23 protein-coding genes are annotated in these 25,828 nt (G+C 63.9%); 10 read left to right on the forward strand and 13 right to left on the reverse strand.

Annotated features, from left to right (window positions below):
* Positions 1-73 precede the first annotated feature (73 nt).
* From ABIB73_RS21200 to ABIB73_RS21245, 10 genes are all read right to left on the reverse strand, one after another.
* Positions 74-1,111, reverse strand: coding sequence for an amino acid ABC transporter substrate-binding protein (locus ABIB73_RS21200; protein ID WP_354227371.1), 1,038 nt, complete (start codon positions 1,109-1,111; stop codon positions 74-76).
* Between the two features lie 54 nt (positions 1,112-1,165).
* On the reverse strand, positions 1,166-1,759 hold the full coding sequence (locus ABIB73_RS21205; RefSeq protein WP_354226983.1) for a L,D-transpeptidase: 594 nt from the start codon (positions 1,757-1,759) through the stop codon (positions 1,166-1,168).
* 325 nt (positions 1,760-2,084) lie between these two features.
* Entirely contained in the window at positions 2,085-3,059 is a 975-nt protein-coding gene (locus ABIB73_RS21210; protein ID WP_354226985.1) for a hypothetical protein, read from the reverse strand.
* Positions 3,060-3,143: 84 nt separating this feature from the next.
* Positions 3,144-3,707 carry a thioredoxin family protein gene (locus ABIB73_RS21215; protein ID WP_354226987.1) on the reverse strand — a complete coding sequence of 188 codons (564 nt, stop codon included), beginning with the start codon at positions 3,705-3,707 and terminating at the stop codon, positions 3,144-3,146.
* 31 nt (positions 3,708-3,738) lie between these two features.
* On the reverse strand, positions 3,739-4,437 hold the full coding sequence (locus tag ABIB73_RS21220) for a cytochrome c biogenesis CcdA family protein (RefSeq protein WP_354226989.1): 699 nt from the start codon (positions 4,435-4,437) through the stop codon (positions 3,739-3,741).
* A gap of 400 nt (positions 4,438-4,837) precedes the next feature.
* Positions 4,838-5,449 (reverse strand): sigma-70 family RNA polymerase sigma factor, encoded by a 612-nt coding sequence (locus tag ABIB73_RS21225; RefSeq protein ID WP_354226991.1) that lies wholly within the window; start codon positions 5,447-5,449, stop codon positions 4,838-4,840.
* A 404-nt stretch (positions 5,450-5,853) separates the two neighbouring features.
* Entirely contained in the window at positions 5,854-6,591 is a 738-nt protein-coding gene (locus ABIB73_RS21230; RefSeq protein ID WP_354226993.1) for a response regulator, read from the reverse strand.
* A gap of 24 nt (positions 6,592-6,615) precedes the next feature.
* The gene (locus tag ABIB73_RS21235; RefSeq protein ID WP_354226995.1) at positions 6,616-8,361 is read right to left on the reverse strand and encodes an ATP-binding response regulator; all 1,746 of its coding nucleotides are present in this window, start codon (positions 8,359-8,361) and stop codon (positions 6,616-6,618) included.
* The gene (locus tag ABIB73_RS21240; RefSeq protein WP_354226997.1) at positions 8,331-10,409 is read right to left on the reverse strand and encodes a sensor histidine kinase; all 2,079 of its coding nucleotides are present in this window, start codon (positions 10,407-10,409) and stop codon (positions 8,331-8,333) included. The genes ABIB73_RS21235 and ABIB73_RS21240 overlap by 31 nt, the downstream gene beginning before the upstream one ends.
* Before the next feature lie 6 nt (positions 10,410-10,415).
* The gene (locus tag ABIB73_RS21245; RefSeq protein WP_502918448.1) at positions 10,416-10,997 is read right to left on the reverse strand and encodes a hypothetical protein; all 582 of its coding nucleotides are present in this window, start codon (positions 10,995-10,997) and stop codon (positions 10,416-10,418) included.
* Positions 10,998-11,055: 58 nt separating this feature from the next.
* Here ABIB73_RS21245 and ugpB point away from each other — a divergent pair, with 58 nt between their 5' ends.
* Positions 11,056-12,378: a sn-glycerol-3-phosphate ABC transporter substrate-binding protein UgpB gene (gene ugpB, locus ABIB73_RS21250; protein ID WP_502918449.1), complete on the forward strand. Its 1,323-nt coding sequence runs from the start codon at positions 11,056-11,058 to the stop codon at positions 12,376-12,378.
* 6 nt (positions 12,379-12,384) lie between these two features.
* Complete coding sequence (locus ABIB73_RS21255; protein WP_354226998.1) at positions 12,385-13,332, forward strand: aminoglycoside phosphotransferase family protein; 948 nt, start codon at positions 12,385-12,387, stop codon at positions 13,330-13,332.
* Positions 13,333-13,720: 388 nt separating this feature from the next.
* On the opposite strand, the gene ABIB73_RS21260 is transcribed toward ABIB73_RS21255, so the two are convergent.
* Entirely contained in the window at positions 13,721-14,152 is a 432-nt protein-coding gene (locus ABIB73_RS21260; protein ID WP_354227000.1) for a hypothetical protein, read from the reverse strand.
* 621 nt (positions 14,153-14,773) lie between these two features.
* Between ABIB73_RS21260 and ABIB73_RS21265 the strand changes: the two genes are divergently transcribed.
* The 8 genes from ABIB73_RS21265 (at position 14,774) to ABIB73_RS21300 (ending at position 23,008) form a co-directional block, all read left to right on the forward strand.
* Complete coding sequence (locus ABIB73_RS21265) at positions 14,774-16,396, forward strand: ABC transporter substrate-binding protein (protein ID WP_354227002.1); 1,623 nt, start codon at positions 14,774-14,776, stop codon at positions 16,394-16,396.
* 106 nt (positions 16,397-16,502) lie between these two features.
* On the forward strand, positions 16,503-17,516 hold the full coding sequence (locus ABIB73_RS21270) for an ABC transporter permease (RefSeq protein WP_354227004.1): 1,014 nt from the start codon (positions 16,503-16,505) through the stop codon (positions 17,514-17,516).
* A 9-nt stretch (positions 17,517-17,525) separates the two neighbouring features.
* On the forward strand, positions 17,526-18,425 hold the full coding sequence (locus ABIB73_RS21275) for an ABC transporter permease (protein WP_354227006.1): 900 nt from the start codon (positions 17,526-17,528) through the stop codon (positions 18,423-18,425).
* 127 nt (positions 18,426-18,552) lie between these two features.
* Positions 18,553-20,283, forward strand: coding sequence for a dipeptide ABC transporter ATP-binding protein (locus ABIB73_RS21280; protein WP_354227008.1), 1,731 nt, complete (start codon positions 18,553-18,555; stop codon positions 20,281-20,283).
* A gap of 19 nt (positions 20,284-20,302) precedes the next feature.
* On the forward strand, positions 20,303-20,482 hold the full coding sequence (locus tag ABIB73_RS21285) for a DUF4089 domain-containing protein (RefSeq protein ID WP_354227010.1): 180 nt from the start codon (positions 20,303-20,305) through the stop codon (positions 20,480-20,482).
* A gap of 7 nt (positions 20,483-20,489) precedes the next feature.
* Positions 20,490-21,887, forward strand: a complete 1,398-nt coding sequence (locus ABIB73_RS21290) for an AtzE family amidohydrolase (RefSeq protein WP_354227012.1) — start codon at positions 20,490-20,492, stop codon at positions 21,885-21,887.
* Between the two features lies 1 nt (position 21,888).
* Positions 21,889-22,281, forward strand: a complete 393-nt coding sequence (gene hpxZ, locus ABIB73_RS21295; RefSeq protein ID WP_354227014.1) for an oxalurate catabolism protein HpxZ — start codon at positions 21,889-21,891, stop codon at positions 22,279-22,281.
* Between the two features lie 4 nt (positions 22,282-22,285).
* Entirely contained in the window at positions 22,286-23,008 is a 723-nt protein-coding gene (locus tag ABIB73_RS21300) for a GntR family transcriptional regulator (RefSeq protein WP_354227016.1), read from the forward strand.
* Between the two features lie 200 nt (positions 23,009-23,208).
* On the opposite strand, the gene atzF is transcribed toward ABIB73_RS21300, so the two are convergent.
* Together atzF and ABIB73_RS21310 are read right to left on the reverse strand one after the other, a co-directional pair.
* Positions 23,209-25,029 carry an allophanate hydrolase gene (gene atzF, locus ABIB73_RS21305; protein WP_354227017.1) on the reverse strand — a complete coding sequence of 607 codons (1,821 nt, stop codon included), beginning with the start codon at positions 25,027-25,029 and terminating at the stop codon, positions 23,209-23,211.
* A 195-nt stretch (positions 25,030-25,224) separates the two neighbouring features.
* Positions 25,225-25,719: a MarR family winged helix-turn-helix transcriptional regulator gene (locus ABIB73_RS21310; protein WP_354227019.1), complete on the reverse strand. Its 495-nt coding sequence runs from the start codon at positions 25,717-25,719 to the stop codon at positions 25,225-25,227.
* Between the last annotated feature and the right edge of the window lie 109 nt (positions 25,720-25,828).

Here is a 25,828-nt window from a genome sequence, read left to right on the forward strand (position 1 = left end):
GAATATCAGGTGTCGTCCCGGCCTAGTGCGCAATTGCGCACTAGGCCGGGACGGCACAGGAGAGACAGCCGCCTTACCGCATCGGCGGCGCGTACTGCACGCCACCGGCGTTCCACAGCTGGTTCATCCCGCGCGGGATCTTCAGCTGGGACTTCTCGCCGATATTGCGCTCGTACATCTCGCCGTAATTGCCGACGTGGCGGATGATGCGGACGACCCAGTCCTTGGTCAGGCCGAGCTGCTCGCCGTAATTGCCTTCGGTGCCGACCAGCCGCATCACTTCGGGCTTCTTCGACTTCAAGGCTTCGTCGATGTTCTCCGAGGTGACGCCGAGCTCTTCGGCGTTGATCATCGCGTAGAGCGTCCACTTCACGATCATCATCCAGTCGTCGTCGCGCTGGCGCACCACGGGCGCGAGCGGCTCCTTCGAGATCACGTCCGGCAGGATCATGTGGTCGCCGGGCTTGGACATGTTCAGCCGCAGCGCATAGAGCTGGGAGATGTCGGCGGTGAGCGTGTCGCACTTGCCGCTGTCGTAGGCCTTCACCACGTCCTCGAGCTTGTCGAATTTCAGCTCTTCATACTTCATGTGGTTGGTGCGGAAGTAGTCGGAGAGGTTGAGCAGCGTCGTGGTGCCGGCCTGCACGCAGACCTTGCTGTCGGCGAGGTCGAGCGAGGTTTCCTTGTTGCGCGACCGCGGCACCATGAAGCCCTCGCCGTCGTAATAGGCGACCGCCGGGAAATAGAGGTCGTAGTCGAGCTCGCGCGCCATGCTCCAGGTCGAGTTGCGGGAGAGGATGTCGACCTTGCGGCTCTGCAATTCCTTGAAGCGCTCGCTGGCATCGAGCGGAACGAACCGCGCCTTGCCCGGATCGTTGAAGATCGCGGCGGCCACCGCGCGGCAGAAATCGACGTCGAAGCCGCTCCAGTTGCCCTTGTCGTCGGGGACCGAGAAGCCCGGCAGGCCCTTGTTGACGCCGCACAGCACCTCGCCGCGGCGCACCGTGCGCTTCAGCGTGCGGGTGTCGTAGAACTCATAGATGACGGCCAGCGCGCCGACCAGCACGGCGACCGCGAGCCCGATCAGCAGGCCGCCTCGAAATGTGCGCATCATGTTGCTCTCTCGAAATAATCGGGAAAAGGACTTTGGACGAGGGGCGGGATATTAGAGTTCGGGCTTCTGCCGGATGACCACCTTGGTCCCGACCGGGACGCGACCGTAGAGATCGGCGACGTCATTGTTGACGAGGCGGAAGCAGCCCGAGGACACCTTGGTGCCGATCGTGTCGGGACGGTTGGTGCCATGGATGCGGTAGACGGTGGTGCCGAGATACATGGCGCGAGCACCGAGCGGATTGCCGGGGCCGCCGGCCATGAAGCGCGGCAGATAGGGCTGGCGCTGGATCATCTCCGGCGGCGGCGTCCAGTCCGGCCACTCCTTCTTGTTGGTGATGTTCACCAGCCCCTGCCATTGGAAGCCGTCGCGGCCGACGCCGATGCCATAGCGGATCGCGCGCCCGCCGGGCTGCACCAGATAGAGATGGCGTTCGGTGGTGGAGATGATGATGGTGCCCGGCGCTTCGGTCGTGCGGTAGTACACGACCTGCTTCTGCCATTCCGGATCGAGCTCGTAGCTGTCGTCGGCGACCAGACCGGGCTCGTCGCCGCGGTCGGGCTGCTGGGCGAAGGCGTGCGGCGCGGACAGGATCAGCCCCATCGCAGCCATCAACGCCCCGGTCAGGCGACGAAAATCCGTCATTTCAAGCTCTCCTCGCTGCCACAGCGCATATCATTCGGAACCATCTGAACTCAGGGGCAGCTTCATGGCAAGTTGATGGCGCGCCCGGCTGGTATGTCACGAGAATGCTTTGGTTTTTTGACGGGGCCCGGCAATGCCAAAAACAGGGGATGGCGCGAAAAGCACGGATCGCCACCGAGACGGCGGTGTGCTCCCTCTCCCGCGTGCGGGAGAGGGTATCTCCGCAGAACCCTCACCCGGCGCTCTGCGCCGACCTCTCCCGCAAGCGGGAGAGGTTAAAGCGAACCCGTGGTGAGATTTCGCCGACCCAACAGGCATCGGGTGGTCAGATCTTATTGTTCTCCGGCGCGATCCCGAGCCGCCGCACGATTTCGGTCCCCACGGCGTGCGCTTCGAGCCGCGATCCGATGCGGGGGCTGCGAAATCGTCCTCCGGACTGCAATCTGATCACGACGGTGCAGTGCTCGTCCTCGGACCGGCCGCGGCGCTCGACCGTGATCGCTTTCACGTCGCGCCCCTCGATATGGTCCGTGCGCGGCTTGCCATCGCCCCACAGGCGTTCGACGCGAATGTCGCCTTGCCGGATGATCCAGAAGGCCCCGGTCACGAGGTTGGCGAATCTGTAAACCACGAACGCGCCGATGGCGCCGACCGGCAGCAGCATGATGTCGACCGGGCCCGACGACAGGCCACGCCAGAGCTTGTAGGCGTAGGGAACGGCGCACAATGCGACGACGATCAACGCAACGATCCGAATGTCTCTTGCGGAAAACGGCTCGACGGGCTCGCCGAGATGCATCTCGGGATTGCTGGCATCGAGCGGATTGACCGGAGCCTCGACGTCGGGAACGTCGAATTGCGTGACGATCCGGGCAACCGTCTGGCGAACATGCGTGACGTCGGAGATCGGCGGGGACGTCAGGCGCTCCCCCGAGGCCAGCGTGAAGGCCAGTTGGAAACGGGCTTTGGCGGCCTTGCTGCCGGGGACCTGTAATCCCCTGATGTCGCCTTTTGCGACGATCCTGGTGCGGAGCCGTCCGAACGGACGCTGCTGCCCGATCAGGATTTCGTCCGGCGTGATGATCCACACCACCGCCGGTGCCAGCATGACGGCGCCGACAAACGCTGCTCCCACAAGCAGCGCGACCACCGAGATGATGATTTCCAGCGTATCGTGCGTGAACAGGCCGGGCGAGAAGCAGAGGGCTACGGCTGCCGCAAAGCCGGACATGACCAGCCGCTGCGCGATCGAGGAGCCTTCACGAAGGCGAATGTCGCTGCTGGTGGTCGCGTCGTCCATGTCGGGCGGCTGGTTGCGTGGCTTCGAAACTCCACGGAGGGGGCCGTGGAGTCAAGCAACAAGCGTGACCGCCGCCTGCGGCGCTCAGCTATTGGCGTTCAGCAGCCGCGCCACGGTCCGGTCGATCTCGTCGTAGCGGCCTTCGCCTTCGTGCTGGAACACGATCTTGCCATTCTGGTCGATGATGTATTGCGCCGGCCAATACTGGTTGCGGTAGGCGTTCCAGGTTCGGGAGTCGTTGTCCTGCGCCACCGGATAGGTGATGCCATGGCGTTTCAGCGCGGCCTGCACATTCGAGGCGGAGCGCTCGAACGGGAATTCCGGCGTGTGCACGCCGACCACGACCAGGCCGCGGTCCTTGTACTTGGCGTAGAGGTCGGTGACGTGCGGCAGCGTGTTGACGCAGTTGACGCAGCCATAGGTCCAGAAGTCGACCAGCACGACCTTGCCGCGCAAATCGGCGATGCTCAGCGGTTTGGAGTTGAACCAGTTGCTGATGCCAGCGAAGTCGGGCGCGGTCTCGTGGCTCGCGGCAGCGACGCGGATCGGCGCCGCGGGCGAAGCCTCGTCACAGATGCCGGGGATGGCGGCGCCGGTCAGGGCGAAGCCGATCAGCGAGGCAGACACGGCCAGCAGTTTCAGGGTCATTAAAGCGTCCTCCGGTTGAGATGCAGGGTGATCACAGGCCGATCTGGCCGGTGGGGTAGAATCCGGTGAGCCACGCCACGATCAGCGTGTCGTATTGGAAGTAGGCGGCGACCGCGAAGGCGATCACGACGATTCCAAAGCCCTGCTGCAGCCGCGGCGAGATGCGCGCGAGGCTGCGCACCCGCGTGGTCGCGGCCTGTCCGCCATAGGCGATCGCCAGCATCGGGATCGCCGCGCCGATCGCGTAGGCGACCAGCAGTGTGCCGGCCCAGGTCGCATTCTTCGTCGTCGCGACCAGCGTCAGGATCGAGCCGAGCACGGGGCCGGCGCAGGGTGTCCAGACCAGGCCGAGCGTCGTGCCGAGCACGAGACCGCCAAGCGCGCCCTCGCGTTGCACGGCGCTCGAGCTGCCGAGATCGAACCAGCCATTGAGTCGGATCGACAGCCATTCGAATGGCGCCGGCCACAGCATCAACAGGCCGAAGCCGAGCAGCAGGATCGCGGCGGCCTCGCGCAGTACGTTGGGATCGAAATCGAACAGCCGCGTGACCGCGCCGAGCAGCAGCGCAGTCGCCGAGAACGAGATGACGAAGCCGAGCGCGATCATCGCGGGCCGCACATGCGAGGTACGCCCGATCGAGGCGCCGAGCAGGATCGGCAGCATCGGCAGCGTGCAGGGCGCGGCGATGGTGAGGATGCCGGCAAGGATAGCGAAGATGAGGTCGAGCATTGGGCCACTCGTGAATGGGGTCACGAGATTGCTTCGAGCCGGATGCGTCAGTCGTTACGCGGCGTCACACGTTCGTGACAGAGCGGTGCTGGCCACGAAGGCGGTGCGCTCCCTCACCCGCCGCGCTCTGCGAGCGCGTCGGCCCCTCCCGCAAGCGGGAGAGGCGGGAATGCGCGGCGAAGCCTACCCCCCCAAACACAAAACGACCCGGAGGGGGGCATCCCGTCCGGGTCGCTGGAGGTTCTTGGGAGGTTTAAGCAAAACCGTATGTGACCTTTATAGGGACGAAGTTTTTCCGCCTGATGTTGTGCCTTGTTTCAATTGTTTCGTCAGCGGTAACGCTTTCGTGTCCCGAGATGGGGCCGGAAACCCGGTCCTATCTCATTGAAATCATTAGACTTCAGGCAGCGAAGCGATCGACGCCCGCGCCTTTAAGCAAATCGGCCAGCTGCTTGCGGGCGTAGAACATCCGCGTCTTCACCGTGCTCTGGGGGATGCCGATGATCTGTCCGACCTCCTCCACCGACTTCTCATGGTAGTAGACGAGGGTGATGATCTCGCGATGCGCGGGTGACAGCTTTTGAACGCAGGCGCGCAGGATGGCGCTGGTGTCGCTGCGGTCGAGCGAGGTCTCCGGTGTGTCGCAATCATCGGGGATCTGGCGCACGTCTTCCTGGTCGATGTCCTCGAAGCGGCGCTGGCGCATCGCGGTGAGCGCCTTGAATCGGGCGATCGAGAGCAGCCAGGTCGAGACCTGCGAGCGGCCCTGGAACTGGCCGGCGGTGCGCCACACGTCGAGAAACACCTGGCTGACCAGGTCTTCGGCGGTGGTAGCATCGCGCACGATGCGCAGGATGAAGCGATAGACCCGGACGTTATGACGGCAATAGAGGATGTGCATGGACGTCCGGTTGCCGTCGGCAATGCTTTCGAGAAGCATATCGTCCGAGGTCGCCTGAACGGCAATGATGCTCTGGCTGGCTTGGGCGTTGATGGCGATGACGTTCGGCATTGACTTAGCTCCCCGTAGCGCCGCAACCGAGCGGCGTTTCCTTGGACCAAAGTGTTAATGAGCCAACGTTTCGGGACGTCTGCACCAAAAGCGGAAAATGGTTTCGTGCGCCGTCAAATTGTTTCGTCGAAAATGCCGCGACGAAACATTCGAGGCAAAAAAGCGTGGAGTTTCAATGTACGGAAAATACGGGGCGGGCGGTTTGGCGACGGCCTGAGCAGCCAGGAACGTATGTCCGGCTTTTGCGTTAGGGCGGGCCCCAAATCTCGGTGTCGTCCTGGCGAAGGCCAGGGGACCCATAACCACAGGATTGGGTTTGGCGAAGACTCGTGGTTGCCGGCTCGCGCCGCAACTTCCCCCCGGGGTAATGGGTCCTGGCTTTCGCCAGGACGACATTGGGAGCCCTACGCCTTCTCGCCCGCGGGCGAGAACAGATAGCCGCCGCCGCGGATGGTGCGGATCACGGCGGGTTTGGTCGGATCGGGCTCGATCTTGCGACGGATGCGCATGATGCGCAGATCCACGGCACGGTCGAAGGCTTCGGCGTCGCGCGCATTCGCCAATTCCAGCAGGCGCTCGCGCGACAGCACGCGCTTCGGATTGGCCGCGAACACCTTTAACAGCCCGAACTCGGACGCGGTCAGCGGATGCTCGTTGCCCTCGTCGTCGCGCAAGGCCTGGGCTTCGAGATCGAGCCATTTGGTGCCGAATCGCACCAGCTGATCCTTGTCGGATTTCGCAGCCGCCGTTTCCGTTGCCACTGCCCTCACAGGCGTGCTCCGCCGCAGCACCGAGCGGATGCGCGCCATCAATTCGCGCAGCTCGCAGGGTTTTGCGACGTAATCGTCGGCGCCAAGCTCGAGGCCGACGACGCGGTCAATTGGGCTCGCCGTTGCGGTGAGCATGATCACCGGCACGTTGATGCGGCTCTTGAGATCGCGGATGATCGAGAGGCCGTCTTCCTCGGGCATGTTGAGGTCGAGCACGACGAGGTCTGGCATGCTGCCTTCGATCGCGGTGCGTAAGGATTTGCCGCCGTCGCACAGCGTCACGGTGAAGCCGTGCATCTTGAGGTAATCGCCGACCATCTCCCGGGCCGGGGCCTCGTCGTCAACGATCATGATGTGCTGGCTTTGGGTCATGTCACTCAGATCTCGGTACTCGAATCACGGCATTTCGGTCGCGGGCAGGGTGATGGTGAAGGTCGATCCCTTGTTGGGACCATCGCTCTCGGCCGTCACCTCGCCGCCATGCATGTCGATAATACGCTTGACGATGGAAAGCCCAAGCCCCGTCGAGCTCTCGCCGGCGGTCGGTTTGGCGGACAACCGCTGGAACCGGCCGAACAGGCGACCGAGATCCTCCGGCGACAGGCCGGCGCCCTCGTCGCTGACGCGGATGACGGTGTCGTTGCCCTCATGGGTGACCGCGACAATGATCTTGCCGCCGATCGGGCTGTATTTGATGGCGTTGCTGATCAAATTGTCGATCGCCTCGCGGATGCGGTCGGTGTCGCACATGGTGACGATGTTGGATGGCGCCGTGACGCCGATCGCCTGCTGCTTGTTGACTGCGAGCGGCTGGTTGGCCTCGGCGACCTCTTTCACCAGGGCCGCAACGTCGACCGGCTCGCGGCGAATGGTGATGTCGAAGGCATCTGCCATCGCGTCCGAGATCAGATGATCGACCATCGTGGTCAGGCGCTTGGTGGCATCGCGGATGTGATCGACCTGGGCGACCACGCCGCTCGCGGACGCGCCGGTCGAGATCAGCTCCTTCAGCATCTCGGTGCGGCCGAGGATGACGCCGAGCGGATTCTTCAAATCGTGCGCGACCGTGCCCAAAATCTCGTTCTTGAAGCCGTTGGCTCGCTGGAGCCGCAGCCATTGCGCCGAGAGGCGGCGGTTGGCTTGCATCAGCGCGCGGGTGCGCTGGGCGACGCGGTCCTCGAGCTGCGTATTGGCGTCCTGGAGCTGCTGATAGAGGATGACATTGTCGAAGGCGATCGAGAGCCGGCTGGAGAAGATCTCGACCAGCGAACGGTCGGTCTCGGACAGCTCGCGCTCGGCCTGGAGCAGCACCACGACCTCGCGGCCCGAGCCGGTGCGCAGATAAATCACGCTGCGATGGTCGGCGAATTCGTTCTTGCGGCGCTGGAAGGCGTCCTCCACCAGCTGACGCAAATCCGGGTCGAGCGCCTTCGACGACGTGGTACCGATGAAGCGGCTGTAGCAGCCGCTGCCGGCGAGCACCGAGAGCTCGGGATCGACGCCGCCATTGTCGCGCAAGACCAGTATGCCGGCGCAGTCGACATTGAGCAGCGAGGCGAGCTGGGTCAGCACGCCTTCGGCGAGCCGCTGCATCGACTTGAAGTCGTAGAGCGTCGACGCGGCGTCTATGATGATCTCGAGCCCGCGCCTTGTCTGCACCATGCGCTCGAGCTGCTGATAGGAGCGCAGCGCCGCGGTCAGCGAGGTGAACAGCTTGTCGGCGGTGAGCTCGGTCTTGGCCTTGTAGTCGTTGATGTCGTACTGCACGATCACGCGCCGCTCGGGCGCTTGGCCTGGCTGTCCGGTGCGCAGGATGATGCGCACGGTCTCGTTCTTGATCTCGTTGCGGATGAATTCGACCAGCTCGAGGCCGGCGACATCGGTCTCCATGATGACGTCGAGCAGCACCGCGGCGATGTCGCTGTGCGCGGCCATCAGCTTGCGACCTTCCGTCGCGGAATAGGCGGAGAGGATCTCCAGGCCCTGGCCGTTGAGGCTGTAGTCGGACAGCGCGAAGCGGGTGCCGTCATGCACGGCCGGATCGTCGTCGATGACGGCGATCTTCCACTTCCGGGCGTCCTTATCCTCTGACGCGGTACCGGTATCGTCGATCAGGTGGAGGACATCGTCCTGTTCGGCCATTGAGAAGTCCCGTCAGTCTCTGTGCTCTGCGCGCCGCCCTTGGCGACCCGCGGCATGATAATCCGAAAAGTAGTGCCTTGTCCCAGCTTGGATTCCAGCATCATCCGGCCGCCGAGCTGCTGGGTGACAAGGTTATAGACGATATGGAGACCGAGGCCCGTGCCGCCTTCATTGCGCCGGGTGGTAAAGAAAGGGTCAAAGGCCTGGCGCTGCACGTCAGGGGTCATGCCGGCCCCGTCATCGGCGAAGATGATCTCGATGTCGTCGGCCCCGCGCGGCCGCGCCGAGATCGTGATCGTGCCGGCGCGGCCGTCGGCGAATGCGTGGTTGGCGGCGTTGAGGAAGAGGTTGGTCAGGATCTGGCCATAGGAGCCGGGATAGCCGTCGAGCAAAAGCCCCTCGGGCACGTCGACCTGGAGCGTGGTTGGCGAGCGCTTCAGCACGGGGCGCAGGCTCGCGATGATCTGGTCGGTGGCTTCGCTCAACGAGAATTGCCGCCGCTCGGTATGCGAGCGGTCGACCGCGACCTGCTTGAACGACTGGATCAGCTCGCCGGCGCGCTGGAGGTTGGCGACCAGCTGCTGCGAGGCGTCGCGCGAGGACTGCACGAATTCCTCGAGCTGCGAGCGGCGCAGGCCGCCATCGCCCTTGAGCTGGGCCTCGAAGATCTCGCTGCGCCGGGCAAAACTCGAAGCAACGGTCAGGCTGATCCCGATGGGGTTGTTGACCTCATGGGCGACACCGGCGACGAGGCCGCCGAGCGCTGCGAGCCGTTCGGCATCGATCAGGTTCTGCTGCGCGGTGTTGAGCTCGAGCAGCGCGCTTTCGGCCTTTTCCTTCGACGCGCGCAGCTCGTCCTCGGTCTCGCGCTTGGCGATGGCGTTCTCGCGGAATACCTCCACCGCGCGAGCCATGGCGCCGACCTCGTCGCGCGCCTTGATGCCCTGCACCTCGCGGCCGAGATCGCCGAGCGTGATCGCGCGCATCGACGCCATGATCTGCTGGAGCGGCAGCCGGATCGACAGCGCGATCAGCACGCCGGCGGTAAGGATGATGCCGAGGAAGATCACCGCAATGGAAAGCACCCGCCGGGAGATGTCCGCCAGCGTGCGGTCAAAGGTTTCCTGCGCCTTCTGCTCACGCTGGCGCATCTTGGTCGAGAGATCGTCGATAGCGCCGATCGCCTCGGCCTGGCTCGCGTCGATGGTATTGCGCAGCAATTCGGTGCGGCTCGCCAGCTGCTCGGAGAGCTTTGCAAAACCCTCGCGCAGCGCCATGGTGCGGGTTGCGAGCTTTTGCAGTGCCATGCGCTGGAGATCGTTGTCGGCGAGGTCGAGCATCACCGGAATGGTTGTCTCGATCGTCTCGGTGTTGCGCCGCGCGTCGTCGGCCGCACCCGGCGACAGCGACAGGTAATAGGAATTGGCCGCCACCAGCATCGCGGTGAAGGCCTCGCGGGATTTTCCGAGCGAAGGCCAGATCAGCGCGTCGCGGTGACCGGTGGCACCTTCGATGATGGAATAGAGCGCCGCCATGTCCTTGGCCGGGCCCTGCACCTGGTCCTCATAGGTCTTGGCGATGGTCGCCTGCACGCTGCGCAGCTCGCCGAAGCCGTTGAGGAAGCGGTCGGTGGTGCGCTCCAGCTCCTCGACCGAGCCTGCCAGCATCGGGTCCTTGGCGGCGCGGTCGGTCAGGGTGCCCAGCACCGCCTCGCGCAGCAGCAGGATCTCGGCGAACAGGTCGGGGCTCGGCTGGTTGATGTAGCGGTGGATCAGGTTCTGGAGGCGCCCGGTCTCGCTTTCGAGCAGTGCCAGGATCCTGTCGGACTCGCGCACCTGGCGCACGTCGTCCCAGGCCGAGCCCAGCACCTGGGCGCCGTTCCAGATCATCACCACCAGCACCACCACTACGGCGGAGTTCAGCGCCGCGATCGACAGGATGCGCCAGCGGATCGGCACCGCCCGCAGCCCACCGACCAGACGCGCGCGCAGCCGCCCGATCGGGCCGGGCGGCCTGTCTGCGAGCTCGCTGTGTCCGGGTGCAGCCAAGCAGCTTCACTCCACCTTGCGAATGCGTTCGATCAGCGCGGCCGCGGCGGGATCGCGCGCGGCCTTGGCGTAGACCGCCGCCATCGCGTCCTCGAACGGCTTGCGGTCGATGTCATATTGGTAGTCGTCTGTCGTCACGAAAGATGGCCGGTTGTTTTCAGCGCCGTCGATCAGGCGGGTCGCGAGCCCCATGAGCACCTGCCCATAGGGAAGCTCGACCGGCTCGGCGCCGAAGCGAAACACCTTGATCTCGTGCCGGCCGCCGGTGCGCTCGGCGATCATGGCGCCCATGTAGCGCAAGGCCTGGACGGTCGGGTAATCCTCGGCCTGGGTGTCGGCGGCGCGGAATTCGCGCGCGACGGCGCCCGTCGCGCAGATGGCGAGCAGAAGCGCGACGAAAATCACCCCGGTCCGTGACAGTTCGGCACGGTTCAACACTGGCACACTCAACCCCTCGGTGATGGAGTCTATGGCGGGGCCAAAAGGTTCAATGCAATCTAGCAAATGGTTAGGGGAAGGCCATCCCGCCCCCGCCCGCGGCGCGATTGTGCGGCGCGACTGGCCATCATTCACGGTTGAAACCGCCAAGGCCGCGCCTTAAGCAGGGTATAGTCGTCTTTTGCCGCACGAGACGGGAAGAGCCATCGTGATTTCAGCATTGCGCCTTTTGCAGGTCACCGCCGCCGTGGCCCTCGCATTGAGTGGCGAGGCGCGCGCCGCCACCGACATCGCGCTGTGGCACGCGATGTCGGGCGAGCTCGGCAAGCAGCTCGAAAAGCTCACCTCCGACTTCAACGCCGCGCAGTCCGATTATCGGATCGTGCCGAGCTACAAGGGCAACTATACCGAGACGGTGACGGCTGCGATCTTCGCCTTCCGCTCGCGCAGCCAGCCCGCGATCGTGCAGGTCAACGAGGTCGCCACCGCCACCATGACCGCGGCCAAGGGCGCGATCTATCCGGTGTTCAGCATGATGCGCGACATGGGCGAGCCGTTCTCGCTCAACGATTACCTTCCCGCCGTCTCCGGCTACTACACCGACGCAGCCGGCAATCTGTTGTCGTTCCCGTTCAATTCGTCGACCCCGATCCTCTATTACAACAAGACCATGTTCCGCGATGCGGGCCTTGATCCAGACAGGCCGCCGAAGACCTGGCCGGAGCTTGGCGCCGCTGCAAAACGCCTGCGCGATCATGGCGCGGCATGCGGTTTCACCACGTCCTGGCCGTCCTGGATCCATGTCGAGAATCTCTCCGCCTTTCACAATCTGCCGCTCGCGACGCGCGCGAACGGCTTTGCCGGGCTCGATGCGGAGTTGACCATCAACAATCCGGTCGTCGTGCATCACGTTGCCCAGCTTGCCGAGTGGCAGAAGACCAAGCTGTTCGACTATAGCGGCCGCGGGCAAGCGGCCGAGCCGCGCTTCCAGAACGGCGAATGCGGCATCTTCATCGGCTCCTCGGCGACGCGCGCCGACATCAAGGTGAATTCGAAATTCGAGATCGGCTACGGCATGATGCCGTATTGGCCCGACGTGAAGGACGCGCCGCAGAACGCGCTGATCGGCGGCGCCACGCTGTGGGTGCTGCGCGACCGCCCGCACGAGGAATACAAGGGCGTGGCGCGGTTCTTCGCCTATCTGTCGCAGCCGGGCGTGCAGGCGGCCTGGCACCAGAACACCGGGTACCTGCCGATCACTCGCGCCGCCTACGAGTTGACGCGGGCGCAGGGCTTTTACGAGCGCAATCCGGGCTCGGCGATCTCGTTCGAGGAGATCACGCTGCATCCGCCGACCGAGAATTCGAAGGGCATCCGGCTTGGCTCCTTCATCTTGATCCGCGGCGTGATCGAGGACGAGCTGGAGCAGGCCTTTGCCGGCCACAAGGGCGCGCAAGGAGCGCTCGATTCCGCGGTCGCGCGCGGCAACAAGCTCTTGCGCCAGTTCGAGCGCGCGAGCCCGGACCGGTAGCGGCCAATGACAAATGCCGTGTTGCCGGCTTTCGCCGATGCGCAAGCCTTTCGCGCCTGGCGCTCCGATCCGCTACGATGGTTGCCGATCGCGGTCGACATCGCCCGCAGCCACGGTCTCGATGGCCGCGCCCAGGTGTTTTCGACCGGCACCAATCTCGTCGTCGGCTTCGGCGAGAAGCTGATCCTGAAGATCTTCCCACCGCTGTTGCGCGCGCAGTTCGTCTCAGAGCGTGGTTCGCTGACACAGCTCGCAGGCCGCCTCGATCTGCCGATTCCGGAGATCGTCGCGGAAGGCGAGCGCGACGGCTGGCCCTATCTGATCATCACGCGCCTTGCCGGCGCGCTCGGCTCGGAGGTCTGGCCGTCATTGCCTGAAGCGCAGAAAGAGCGCGTGCTGCGCCAGATCGGCGAGACCATTGCCGCCGTGCAGCGCGCGCCGCTCGGCCCTCTTGCGCAGATCGAGCCGCGCTGGGATGCGTTCATGCGCAAGCAGATGCAGGGTTGTCGCGCGCGGCACGAACGTCTCGGCCTTGCACCAAAATTTCTCGCCGGTCTCGACGACCTCCTGCGCGATGCGGCAAAACTCATTCCGATGGACGCGTCGCCGGTGATCCTGATCGGCGAATACATTCCCGAGAATTTCCTGCTCGCCTGCCACGATGGCGACTGGTCGCTCGCCGGCTTGTTCGACTTCGGCGACGTGCGCGCGGGATGGCGCGACTATGATCTGCTCGGCCCCAGCGCATTCATGGCGGCGGGAAGGCCCGGCCGCGTGCGCAGCCTGCTCGAAGGTTTTGGCTATTCGAAACTGGACTATGCGCTCAAGCGGCGCCTGATGGCGCTGATGCTGCTGCACCAGGCCAGCGACCTCAACAGCCACATCTGCATCGAGGGCTGGCAGGAGAGGGCGGACGATCTCGTCGCGCTTCAGGATCTGATCTGGGCGGAGTGATCTGGGCGTTTGGCGCGCATTCACACCTCGGAGAAGCGATCAATATTTGCGTAAGTTTACTTTCATCATCGCGAGGAGTGAAACGCGATGTTTGATCCTCTTATGGTCTCAGTGAGAGGAGTCAATCTTAAGATATTGAATCTGCAATGATTCTCGTTGACACCCCAATATAAACCAATATGTAGAAAGCAGAAGAGGCGCTTTCGCGCCCTCCGGTGGTTAGCCTATTAATAGTCTCGGGAATGGGATTCGCGCTGCAACGCTAGCCCCCCTGTCGAGACACAGGTCGAAAGACATAGGCTCCTCCATCTTCTCGCCGGCGACTACACCGCCGTGTTGTGCACCATCCCAAGGTGAGGCCCCCAGGACCATCCGGGGGCTTAACTTTTTAAAAGCGCCGCTCAAACTGCAACATCGGTTGCTTGGGCAGCAAAATCCATTTCGTGCCTTTCAAACCGATCTTCTGGTCGTCGTCCTTGAGTCGCGAGAGCTGAGGTGACAGGCTCGTCCTCGCGATCCGACCTGCAAAGAACCTGGTGTTGATCTCGGCAAGAATTTCCAAGGCCGTCATTCCGTCTGGGTGATCTTCCAAAACCTTCAGAATCGCTTCCTTGATCGTCGGCAGATTTTTGGCCTGTGTTTCGTCGATGGCTTTAAGTGCCGAGTTGATCTGCTCCAGCTCTAAATTCGCATCGAACAGCTCGCCCTGCTTGCGCGCGAGTTCTTCACGAAGGCGCGCGACGTCGGATGTCATCGGCGCGATCTTCGCGACAAGCTTCGCTCTCAAATCCATCAGAAGGTCACGGGGCGAGTTCGTCATGAATCCGGTATAAGTCGTTTTGTCTTTAGGTGCAACTCCGTGCGGTTCCGGACTCCGTTAACCTTAATGAATCGTATCTGCGGATTCCAAAGGAAGCTGGCATGCTCTGTGCTACGCGCGCGCTAGTACCTTCCGGATCAATTCATGAGAATAAATTCCTATTTCCCGACTGCGCGTCGTCTCGTTGCGGGTGCTCGCAGCGAAGTCTCGAAAATTCTCACAGCCGAGTTGGGGTGCGCCAATTGGCGCGGGGCCGAGAAATGGTTCCCAACTGGAACCGTTTCCTAAACTCATGCCCAGTTAATCCGAGGGGAGTGCGCGTAATCCGATCTTGGATGCCGGCTCGTGCAACAGCTTTTTCTTGAATTTGGGGCTTGGCTTTTGCAAAGGTGATGATATCGCCTATAAAATAGGCGATATCAGAGATCGGTTCATTTGATGAGCAAATGCACTTCTTTGTATGCAATGATCGTGACCTAGGCGCGAAGACCTATCCGTCAAATTCGGACTTTTTTCAAATATTATCAGAGCGTTACGTAGGGCTTAAGCTCCCATTAAGCTTTGGCACGAACCTTGCGAATCCAGTTCCAACCAGAAACTTTTTTGCGTTGGAGCATCCTCATGAAGCGCCGCGATTTCCTCAAGTCCGTTTCCGGATTGGCCGCTGGCGCGGCGCTTCCGGCCGTGCCGTCGATAGTCTCGTCGGCCAAGGCCGACGCGCGCTCCGAGACGCTGCTGATCGTCTCGGAAGGCGGGCCCAACAATCTCGACATCCACGGCGTCGGCACCAACGTGCCCGGCTATGAGGTATCCTGGAATTGCTATGACCGCCTGATCAGCCACGAGATGAAGAGCGGCCCGGGCGGCGTGCCCTATTACGACCGCGACAAGTTCAAGGGTGAGCTCGCCGACGACATGAAGATCGACGACATGTCGGTCACCTTCAAGCTGAAGAAGAACGCCAAATTCCACGACGGCACGCCGGTTACCGCCAAGGACGTGAAGTGGTCGCTCGACCGCGCCGTCACGGTCGGCGGCTTCCCGACCTTCCAGATGAGCGCGGGGTCGCTGACAAAACCCGAGCAGTTCGTCGTGGTCGACGATTCCACCGTGCGGGTTGATTTCGCCAAGAAGGATCGACTGACGATTCCAGATCTCGCCGTGATCGTGCCTTGCGTCATCAATTCCGAGCTCGTGAAGAAGAACGCCAACGAGAAGGATCCCTGGGGTCTCGAATATACCAAGCAGCAGACCGCGGGCTCCGGCGCCTACAAGGTGACGAAATGGACCGCGGGCACCGAAGTGGTGATGGAGCGCAACGAGGAGTGGGTCGGTGGGCCCCTGCCGAAGATCAAGCGCGTGATCTGGCGCATGGTGCCGCAGGCCGGCAACCGTCGGGCGCTCTTGGAGCGCGGCGACGCCGACATCTCCTACGAACTGCCGAACAAGGATTTCCAGGAGATGAAGGCGAGCGGCAAGCTCAACGTGGTGTCGCTGCCGTTCTCCAACGGCATCCAGTACATCGGCATGAACGTGACCAAGCCGCCTTTCGACAATCCAAAAGTCCGTCAGGCGGTTGCCTACGCGCTGCCCTATCAGAAGATCATGGACGCGGTGATGTTCGGGCTGGCGAACCCGATGTTCGGCGCGGCGAAGGACAAGCCGACCGAAGTCGCCTGGCCGCAGCCGCACAAGTACAACACCGACATGGAGAAGGCGAAGGCGCTCATGGCCGAAGCCGGCTACGCCAACGGCTTCGAGACCACGATTTCGTTCGACCTCAACTTCGCGGGCGTCAACGAGCCGCTCTGCGTGCTGGTGCAGGAGAGCCTCGCCCAGATCGGCATCAAGACCACCATCAACAAGGTGCCCGGCGCCAACTGGCGCACCGAGCTGAACAAGAAGGAAATGCCGCTCTTCACCAACGTGTTCTCGGGCTGGCTCGATTACCCCGAGTACTTCTTCTACTGGTGCTATCACGGCAACAATTCCGTCTTCAACACCATGAGTTACAAGTCGGCCGAGATGGACAAGCTGATCGACGGCGCGCGCAATGCGGCCGCGACCGGCGACATGGCGACCTACGACACCGACGTGAAGGGCTTTGTCGATCTCGCCTACGCCGACGTCCCGCGCATCCCGCTGTACCAGCCCTTCGTCAACGTCGCGATGCAGAAGAACATCAGCGGCTACCAATACTGGTTCCATCGCCGCCTGGATTATCGCGCGATGGCGAAGGGGTGAGAGGGCGAATGGCGAGTAGCGAATAGGGGGTAACGATGGATACACACGGCAGCGAGCAGCCATTCGCCATTCGCTATTCGCCACTCACCAGCGCGGAGCGCACCCCATGCTGACCATGATCGGCAAGCGCCTGATGTTCGCGATCCCGTCGCTGATTGGCGTCGTCATCGTCACCTTCCTGCTGACGCGCGCGCTGCCGGGTGATCCGGCGGCGTACTTCGCCGGCCCCGCCGCGACGAAGGAAGCAGTCGAGCAGATTCGCAAGAAGCTCGGCCTCGACAAGCCGCTGGTCGAGCAGTTCTTCCGCTACACCAACGATCTCGCCCATGGCGATTTCGGCAACTCGCTCACGACGGGACAGCCGGTCGCGGCCGAAATCCGCAATCGTCTGCCGGCGTCGGCTGAACTAACTCTCATCGGTCTCGTCGTCTCGATCGTCATCGCCATCCCGCTCGGCGTGCTCGCGGCGACGCGACCGGGATCATGGGTCGACCATCTCTGCCGGGTGACGACGACAGCCGGCGTGTCGCTGCCGGTGTTCTTCACCGGCCTCGTGCTGGTTTATGTTTTCTACTTCCAGCTCGGCTGGTCGCCCGCACCGCTCGGCCGTCTCGATGTGTTCTACAGCGCGCCGCCGACTGTCACCGGCTTCTATTTGATCGACACCCTGATCGCGCGCGACTTCGAGGCGTTCCGTTCGGCGCTGAGCCAGCTCATCCTGCCGGCGACGACGCTTGCGATCTTCTCGCTGGCGCCGATCGCGCGCATGACGCGTGCCTCGATGCTGGCGGTGCTGTCGTCGGAGTTCGTGCGCACCGCCCGCGCCAGCGGGCTCTCGCCGGCGACCGTGATCGTCACCTACGCCTTTCGTAACGCGATGCTGCCCGTGATCACCACGCTCAGCATGGTGTTCTCCTTCCTGCTCGGCGCCAACGTGCTGGTGGAAAAAGTGTTCGCCTGGCCCGGCATCGGCTCCTACGCGGTGGAAGCACTGATCTCGTCGGATTTCGCACCGGTGCAGGGTTTCGTGCTGACCATGGCCGTCATGTACGTGCTGCTCAATCTCGTGATCGACATTCTCTATGGCGTGATCGATCCGCGCGTGCGGCTGGAAGGGTAGAGGTGAATTATGAGCACCGTTGCGCCTGCTGTTGAACCCGTCGGTCCCGCGCGGACGTCGGGACTCGCTGCGATCATCGAGCAGACCCGCTACGTTCTCGGCGAGAACAAGGTCACGGGCTTCGCCTTCGGGCTCCTGATCGTAATCCTCATTGCCGCGATCTTCGGTCCCTATGTGGTGCCGTATGATCCGCTTGCTTCCGACACCGCCGCGTCGCTGAAGCCGCCCTCCGCGGCGCACTGGTTCGGCACCGACCAATTGGGCCGCGACATCTTCAGCCGCGTCGTGGTGGCGACGCGGCTCGATACGTTCATCGCAGTCGCTTCCGTCGTGCTGGTGTTTCTGATGGGCGGGCTCGCCGGCATTGCAGCCGGCTACTTTGGCGGCTGGACCGATCGCATCGTCGGCCGCATCGCCGACACCATCATGGCGTTTCCGCTGTTCGTGCTGGCGATGGGCATCGTCGCAGCACTCGGCAACACCGTGCAGAACATCATCCTGGCGACCGCCATCGTCAACTTCCCGCTCTACGCCCGCGTCGCGCGCGCCGAAGCGAACGTGCGCCGCAACGCCGGCTTCGTGCAGGCGGCGCGGTTGTCCGGCAACGGCGAGTTCCGCATCCTCTTGGTGCACATCCTGCCCAATATCATGCCGATCATGATCGTCCAGATGTCGCTGACCATGGGCTACGCCATCCTCAACGCCGCCGGCCTCTCCTTCATCGGCCTCGGCGTCCGGCCGCCGACCGCCGAATGGGGCATCATGGTCGCCGAAGGCGCGGGCTTCATGGTCTCCGGCGAATGGTGGATCGCGCTGTTCCCGGGCCTCGCTCTGATGATCGCCGTGTTCTGCTTCAACCTCCTCGGCGACGGCCTGCGCGACATCGTCGACCCGCAGCGGAGGACGTGATGACTGCTTCCAAGCTCGCAGCTGCGCTCGCCTTACGTGCAAACCTCCCCCAGAAATTGTCTAATGAATCCAACGCCATTCTACTGTGCATGGGGTTGTTTTCGACATTTTTGAGTGGGAGCCGTTCATGACCGCCCAGCCCCTGCTCGACGTCCAGGACCTCACCGTCGAATTCACCACCCGCCGCGGCATCGTCAAGGCGGTGCAGCACGTCAACATCTCCGTCGCCAAGGGCGAGACGCTCGCCATCGTCGGCGAGTCCGGCTCGGGCAAGTCGGTGACCTCCTACGCGGTGATGCGCATCCTCGACCGCGCCGGCAAGATCGCCGAGGGCTCGGTGATGTTCTCCGGCATCGACGTCAAGGCTGCGACCGAAGACCAGATGCGCGATTTGCGCGGCCGCGAAGTCTCGATGATCTTCCAGAACCCACGCGCCGCGCTCAATCCGATCCGGAAAGTGGGCGACCAGATCGAGGACGTGCTGCGCACCCATGTGCAGCAGGCCATGGTTTCGGACCACGGAGAAAAGGCGATTGAAGCACTGGAGCAGGTCAAGATCGCCCGCCCGCGCGAGCGCTACCACGCCTATCCGTTCGAGCTTTCCGGCGGCATGTGTCAGCGCGTCGTCATCGCGCTAGCGCTCGCCTGCAATCCGCAGCTGCTGATCGCGGACGAGCCAACCACCGGCCTCGATGTCACCACCCAGAAGGCGGTGATGGATCTGATCGTCGAGCTGACCAAGCGCAAGGCGATGTCGACCATCCTGATCACCCATGATCTCGGCTTGGCCGCCGCTTATTGCGACCGTGTCGTGGTGATGGAGAAGGGCAGGGTGGTCGAGACCGCGAAAGCCGCCGACATCTTCGCCAACCCGCAGCACCCCTACACCAAGAAATTGATGCGCGCGACGCCCCGGCTCGGCGTGTCGCTGCGCGATCTGTTGCCGGAGGACGAGGGCGCAGCGCTCGCCGCCGCGAGTTCCGCGTGCGTGGAATCGGCTCCGGCCGGCGCGGAGAGCCAAAAGCCCCTTCTCCTCATCGAAAAGCTCGTCAAGGAATATCCCCGCCAGGGCGCGACTGCGACGCTTGGCAAACTGTTCGGCCGTAAGCCGCCGGTCGAGCCGGACGTGTTCCGCGCGGTCGACGGCATCAGCTTTTCCATCGGCCATGGCGAGAGCGTCGGCCTGGTCGGCGAATCCGGCTGCGGCAAATCGACCACCTCGATGATGGTGATGCGGCTCCTGGACCAGACCTCGGGCCTGATCCAGTTCGACGGCGAGGACATCGGCGCCATTCAGCCAGCCTCCTTCGCCCGGCTGCCGCAGCGCAGCCGCATCCAGATGGTGTTCCAGGACCCGACCGATAGCCTCAACCCGCGTTTCACCGCCGTGCGCGCCATCGCCGACCCGATCATGCAGCTCGGCGACGTCAAAGGGCGCGACGCGCTCCGCACCCGCTGCGAGGAGCTGGCCACCATGGTCGGCCTGCCGCTCAACCTGCTGGATCGGTTCCCGCACCAATTGTCCGGCGGCCAGAAGGCCCGCGTCGGCATCGCTCGCGCGATTGCCCTGCACCCCAAGCTCGTCATCCTGGACGAGCCGACGGCGGCGCTCGACGTCTCGGTCCAGGCCGTGGTCCTGAACCTGCTCCAGGGCCTCAAGGCGCGGCTAGGTATGAGCTATCTGTTCGTCTCGCATGATTTGAACGTAGTGCGCTTGTTGTGCGATCGTGTCATTGTCATGCGGTCGGGTCGAATCGTCGAGGAAGGCTCTTCCGAGAGGGTTCTGAGCGATCCGCAGGACGACTACACCAAGGAGCTGCTGACGGCGATCCCGCATCCGCCGTTGCCGGTGCACTGAGAGCCTGTTTGGGAGCGTGATGGCCGAACCGCTGGACGACTATATCGACGCTGTCGCGAAAGCGTTGGCGCTGCCCGTCGAGGAGGCCTGGAGGCCGGCCATTCGCGCCAATCTCGACGTCTCGTTGCGGCTCGCCCGCCTCGTCGACGAATTCGCGCTGCCGGACGAGACCGAGCCGGCACCCGTGTTCTCCGTCTGACGCCGCCATGATGACCAAGCCAGATATGACGGCTGCCGAGATCGCCAAGGCGGTGGCCGGTAGTCAATTGTCCGCGCTCGATGCGACTGAAGCTGCGCTTGCGCGCATCAAGCAGCACGATACCGTCCTCAACTCCTTCACCGAAGTCACCGCCGATCGCGCCCGTGCGAAAGCGCGCGCGATCGATGCCGACATTGCCGCCGGCAAGAAGGCCGGCCCACTCGCCGGCGTCCCCTTCGCGGTGAAGAACCTGTTCGATGTCGCGGGTCTCACGACAAGGGCCGGTTCTAAGATCAACCGCGATCGCGCACCCGCCAAGCGCGACGCCACGTTGATCGAGCGCATGGAAGCTGCCGGCGCAATTCTCGTCGGTGCGCTCAACATGGGCGAATACGCCTACGACTTCACCGGCGAGAATGTCCATGACGGCCCCTCGCGCAATCCGCATGACACGACGCGGATGAGCGGCGGCTCCTCAGGTGGTTCTGGCAGCGCCGTCGGCGGCGCACTGGTGCCGATCGCGCTGGGATCGGACACCAATGGCTCGATCCGCGTGCCGTCCTCGTTCTGCGGCATCTTTGGTTTGAAGCCGACCTATGGCCGGCTGTCGCGGGCGCGTTCGTTCCCGTTCGTCGCGAGCCTCGATCATCTCGGCCCGTTCGCGCGCTCGGTCACCGATCTCGCGCTCGCCTACGACGCGATGCAAGGGCCGGATGCCGACGATGCCGCCTGCACCACAACACGTGGTCTAGAGCCGACGACGCCGCTGCTTGCCAATCCGGTTTCGGACCTGCGCATCGCGATCGCCGGCGGACACTTCCAGAAGCATATGTTCCCGGAAGCTGCCGAAGCCGTCAGCCGCGTCGCCAAGGCGCTTGGTACGACACAAGTGGTCGACGTGCCCGAAGCCGCGCGCGCCCGCGCCGCGGCTTACGTCATCACCACCACCGAAGGTGCCTCGCTGCATCTCGATCGCCTGCGCAAGCGCCCCAACGACTTCGATCCCGCAGTGCGCGACCGGCTGATCGCTGGCGCCATGGTGCCGGCGCCGATGGTCGACCGCGCGCAAAAATTCCGACGCTGGTATCGCGCGCAGCTCGCGGAGATCTTTAAGTCGGTGGACGTGCTGCTCGCGCCCGCAACGCCCTGCACGGCGCCGAAGCTCGGCCAGGTCAATTTCAAGCTCGACGGCGCCGACTTGCCGGTGCGCGCCAATATCGGCATCCATACCCAACCGATCTCGTTCATCGGATTGCCCGTCGTTGCAGTTCCGGTGCCGCTGCAGCCGTTGCCGATCGGCGTGCAGATCATCACAGCGCCCTGGCGCGAAGATATCGCGCTGCGAGTCGCGTATGCATTGGAGCGGATGGGCGTCGTCGCTGCCCCCGCGCCGAGAGGACTTTGAGATGGACATCGATCTCCCCGACGTGATTGCCGAAGTGACCGCTGCGTTCCAGCGCTACGAGGCGGCGTTGGTCAACAACGACGTCGCCGTGCTCGGCGAGCTCTTCCGCAACGATGCCCGCACGCTGCGCTACGGCATCGGCGAGAACCTCTATGGCTATGAGGCGATCTCCGGCTTCCGCGCCGGGCGTTCGCCCGTCGGCCTCAACCGCCGCACCGCAAAGACCGTGATCACCAGCTACGGCCGTGATACGGCCGTCGCCTCCACCCTGTTCTATCGCGACACCGCGCCGGGCAGGGTTGGCCGGCAGATGCAGACCTGGATTCGCTTCCCGGAGGGCTGGCGCGTCGTCGCTGCCCATGTCAGCATCATCGACGAGTCGAAAGAGACCTGATCGTATGACGCTTGACGACTTTCCGCCCGGAACGCTGCCGGCCGAGCCGGTGGTGCCGCGCGTCGACCGGGCACTGCCATCAGTGCAGAAGGTCACGCGCGCCGAGGAATTGCGTCTTCAGCTTGCCGACGAGATCGTGCGGGGAGCCCTGGCCCCCGGCTCGCCGCTGGACGAGACTGATATCGCGCGGCGCTTCAACGTGTCGCGCACGCCGGTGCGCGAGGCGCTACGCCAGCTCGTGGCGAGCGGGCTGGTTGAAGCGCGCGCCCACCGCGGCGCGGTGGTGGCGCAGCCCTCGTTCGAGCGGCTGACGAGCATGTTCGAGGCGATGGCGGAGCTCGAGGCACTCTGCGCCGGCCTCGCCGCCGAGCGCATGTCTGCCGCCGAGCGCCATGGCCTCGAAGCGGTCCATGAAGAGCTGCGGGTCTTGAGCTACGCCGGCAACCCCGATCGCTTCCACGAGGTCAACGAGCGCTTCCACAACACGATCTATGCCGGCTCGCAGAACGGCTACATCGCCGAAATCACGCTCGCCACGCGCGTCCGCGTGCAACCATTCCGCCGCGCCCAGTTCCGCAATCTCGGACGTCTCGCAAAATCGCAAGCCGAGCACGACCGCGTCGTCGTCGCCATCATGCGCGGCGACAAGCAGGGTGCGGCAGCAGCGATGCGCGCGCATATCGAGCTGGTCCGCGGGGAGTACGAGATTTACGCGGTGTCGGTTTAGACGAGGCGGTTGCTGCGCCCTCAGTGTCGTCCCGGCCTAGTGCGCAATTGCGCACGGGGGCCGGGACCCATAACCACAGGGAGCAGTTGTAGCGCGAAGCAGGTAACTCCGAGGCTTCGCCAAACCCAATCCGGTGGTTATGGGTCCCGGATCTGCGCTCCGCTTCGCTGCGCTTGTCCGGGACGACGGTGTTGTTGAATTCACGCCGTCGCAGCGTCCGCCATATACGCGCGCCAGCCGCCATAGGCGGTGATGTCGCGGGCTTCGCCCAGCACTTCCGGCTCGACGAGAAATCCCTTCACGCTGCGGCCATCCGCTAAGCGAACAGTACCGATCGCCATTGGCGCCGGAATCGCGTTGACGAACTTGCCGAAGGCCGACGACGACAGCAACCAGATCTCCAGCTCGATCGATGCGCCCGTGCCGGCCTCGACGCGCAGCATGCCCGGTTTCGGCGGCGTGGTCTGAAGCGCATAGAGCTTGTAGTCCGGCGCGGTCGTGGTCGTCTCGATCAACTTTCCGCTCAGTGCCTTCAACTCGCCGTTCAGCGCCATTCCGGAGAGATGCGCGCCGACCACTGCGATCGGAATCTCATCGCTGTTGCTCGCGGCGAGCTGTGCGAGCGGTGCCTGCGCCACGCCCTTCGCGCCCACGCTGAGTTTTGTGTCCGCATGGAAGACGCGGCCAATGCTGGCGAGCAGCGCATCGTGCCCGGCAGGTGCCAGCAACGTGATGCCGAACGGAATGCCGTCGCCACGCATCGCCGCCGGCAACGCGAGACCGCAGAGATCGAGCAGATTCACAAAGTTGGTGTAGGTGCCAAGCCGGCTGTTGAGCTCGATCGGATTGGCCAGCACCTGCGCGGTCGTATACGCCGTCGGCGCCGTCGGCAGCACCAACGCGTCGATGTTCGCAAAATTTCGCTCAGCGATCTTGCGCAGACCCTGCAAACGGTAGAGCGCCGAGAAGGTCTCCGCCGCCGTCAGCCGCGCGCCGGCAGCGGTAATCTCTCGTGTCACTGGATGGATCGAGTCCGGGGCGGAAGCGAGCAGATTACGGATCACGAGATAGCGCTCGGCAACCCACGGGCCCTCATAGAGCAGCCGCGCCGTCTCGTAGAACGGCTCGAGGTCGAACTCGACCAGCGTCGCGCCGAGCGCGGTCCAGCGCTTCAGCGCATCGGCGTAAGCGGCTTCCGCCTTCTTGTCGCCGAAGAAGATCAGCTGTCCGTTGCGCGGCACGCCGAGGCGCAAGTTTGCGGGAAGCGGCGAGATCGCGCCAAGCGGCCGGTCGCGCGAGAAGGGATCGGCCTGGTCGGGGCCGGCCATCACGGAAAGTGCGAGCGTAGCGTCGTCGACCGTCAACGCAAACACCGAGATGCAGTCGAGCGTGCGGCAGGCCGGCACCAGGCCTGCGGTCGAAATCATGCCAAGGCTCGGCTTCAGCCCCACGATGTTGTTGAGCATCGCGGGCACGCGCCCGGACCCCGCCGTATCGGTGCCGAGTGACAGCGGCACGAGGCCGGCGCCGACAGCCGTCGCCGAGCCCGAGCTCGATCCGCCGGGAATGAGATCGTCGCGGATCGAATTGCGGGGGATGCCGTAGGGCGAGCGCACGCCGACGAGGCCGGTCGCGAACTGGTCGAGATTGGTCTTGCCGATGATGATCGCGCCAGCGGCACGCAGGCGCTGCACGGCGGTGGAGTCATGCGTCGGCGTATAAGAGAAGGCCGGGCACGCTGCCGTGGTCAGAAAGCCGAGCGCGTCGATATTGTCCTTCACCGCGACCGGTACGCCGTAGAGCGGCAGGCTGGCGGCATCCGTTCGCGCAGCAAGCTTCTCGGCCTCGGCGATCGCGTCCTTCTCGTCGCGCAGGCTGATGAAGACGGCGGGATCATTGTGGTCGCGGATGCGCTGATAGCTGCGCGCGACCGTCTGCGCCGGCGTGGCCTTGCCCGCGCGATGCGCGGCCACAATCGCGGCGATCGTTTCAGGCTGTTCAGCCCCCGTTTCAGCCCTCATGGCGACAAAACTCCGGCAACTTGTCCTCACCCTGATTGAAGCAAGCGATGTGCCATTGTGTACAGAATCCGGGCAGGGCGGATGCTTCGGATATTATCGGGGAATCAGTGGGTTGGGGGATATTTCGATGATCGCGCGGGTCGTCCTGCCAGCGCCCTCTTATGGGCACCTGCCCAAATCATGGGCAGTTGGGAATCAGGTGAAGCAGGCCAGGATCTGGAGCAGCCGCTCCCGGTTCGCCTTGCCGATCTTCGCCTCGACATGCCGCTCGTGCTCGTCGGCGAGCCGTTTGAACCTGGCAAGTGCCGTCTCGCCCTGCGCGGTGAGGTGCAGCGCATGCGAGCGCCGATCCGCCTTTGACTTGATCCGCTTCACCAGCTTACGCTGCTCGAGGCTGTCGAGCAGATGCACCAGCCGGGCGCGCTCGATGCCAAGACGCTTTGCCACCGCCATCTGGGACAGGCCTGGATTGGCGCCGATCACCGTCAGCACCGAATATTGCGTCGGCCGGATGTCGACCTCGCCGAGCGTCTTGATGAAGTCCTGAAAGATCCAGATCTGGAAGCGCCGCACCGCGTAGCCGGCGTGGCCGACCAGCGCGTCGAGACCGATCTCGTCCGCGTCGTCGAGACGCGACGCGCCATTGCCGGATCGTTTGCGTGGGAGAGTTCGGGCTGCGGTGGCTATCACGTCGCGTCTCCTGCTATGTGATCCTTGTAGCCCCTTCGCCGGTGGTACGGAAGATTGTTGTTGACGACAACAATTGTCCCGCCCAACATTATAGCCAAAGCAGCCCGGA

Origin of the sequence: Bradyrhizobium sp. F1.4.3, from assembly GCF_040548375.1 — a bacterium.
Taxonomy (GTDB): Bacteria; Pseudomonadota; Alphaproteobacteria; order Rhizobiales; family Xanthobacteraceae; genus Bradyrhizobium.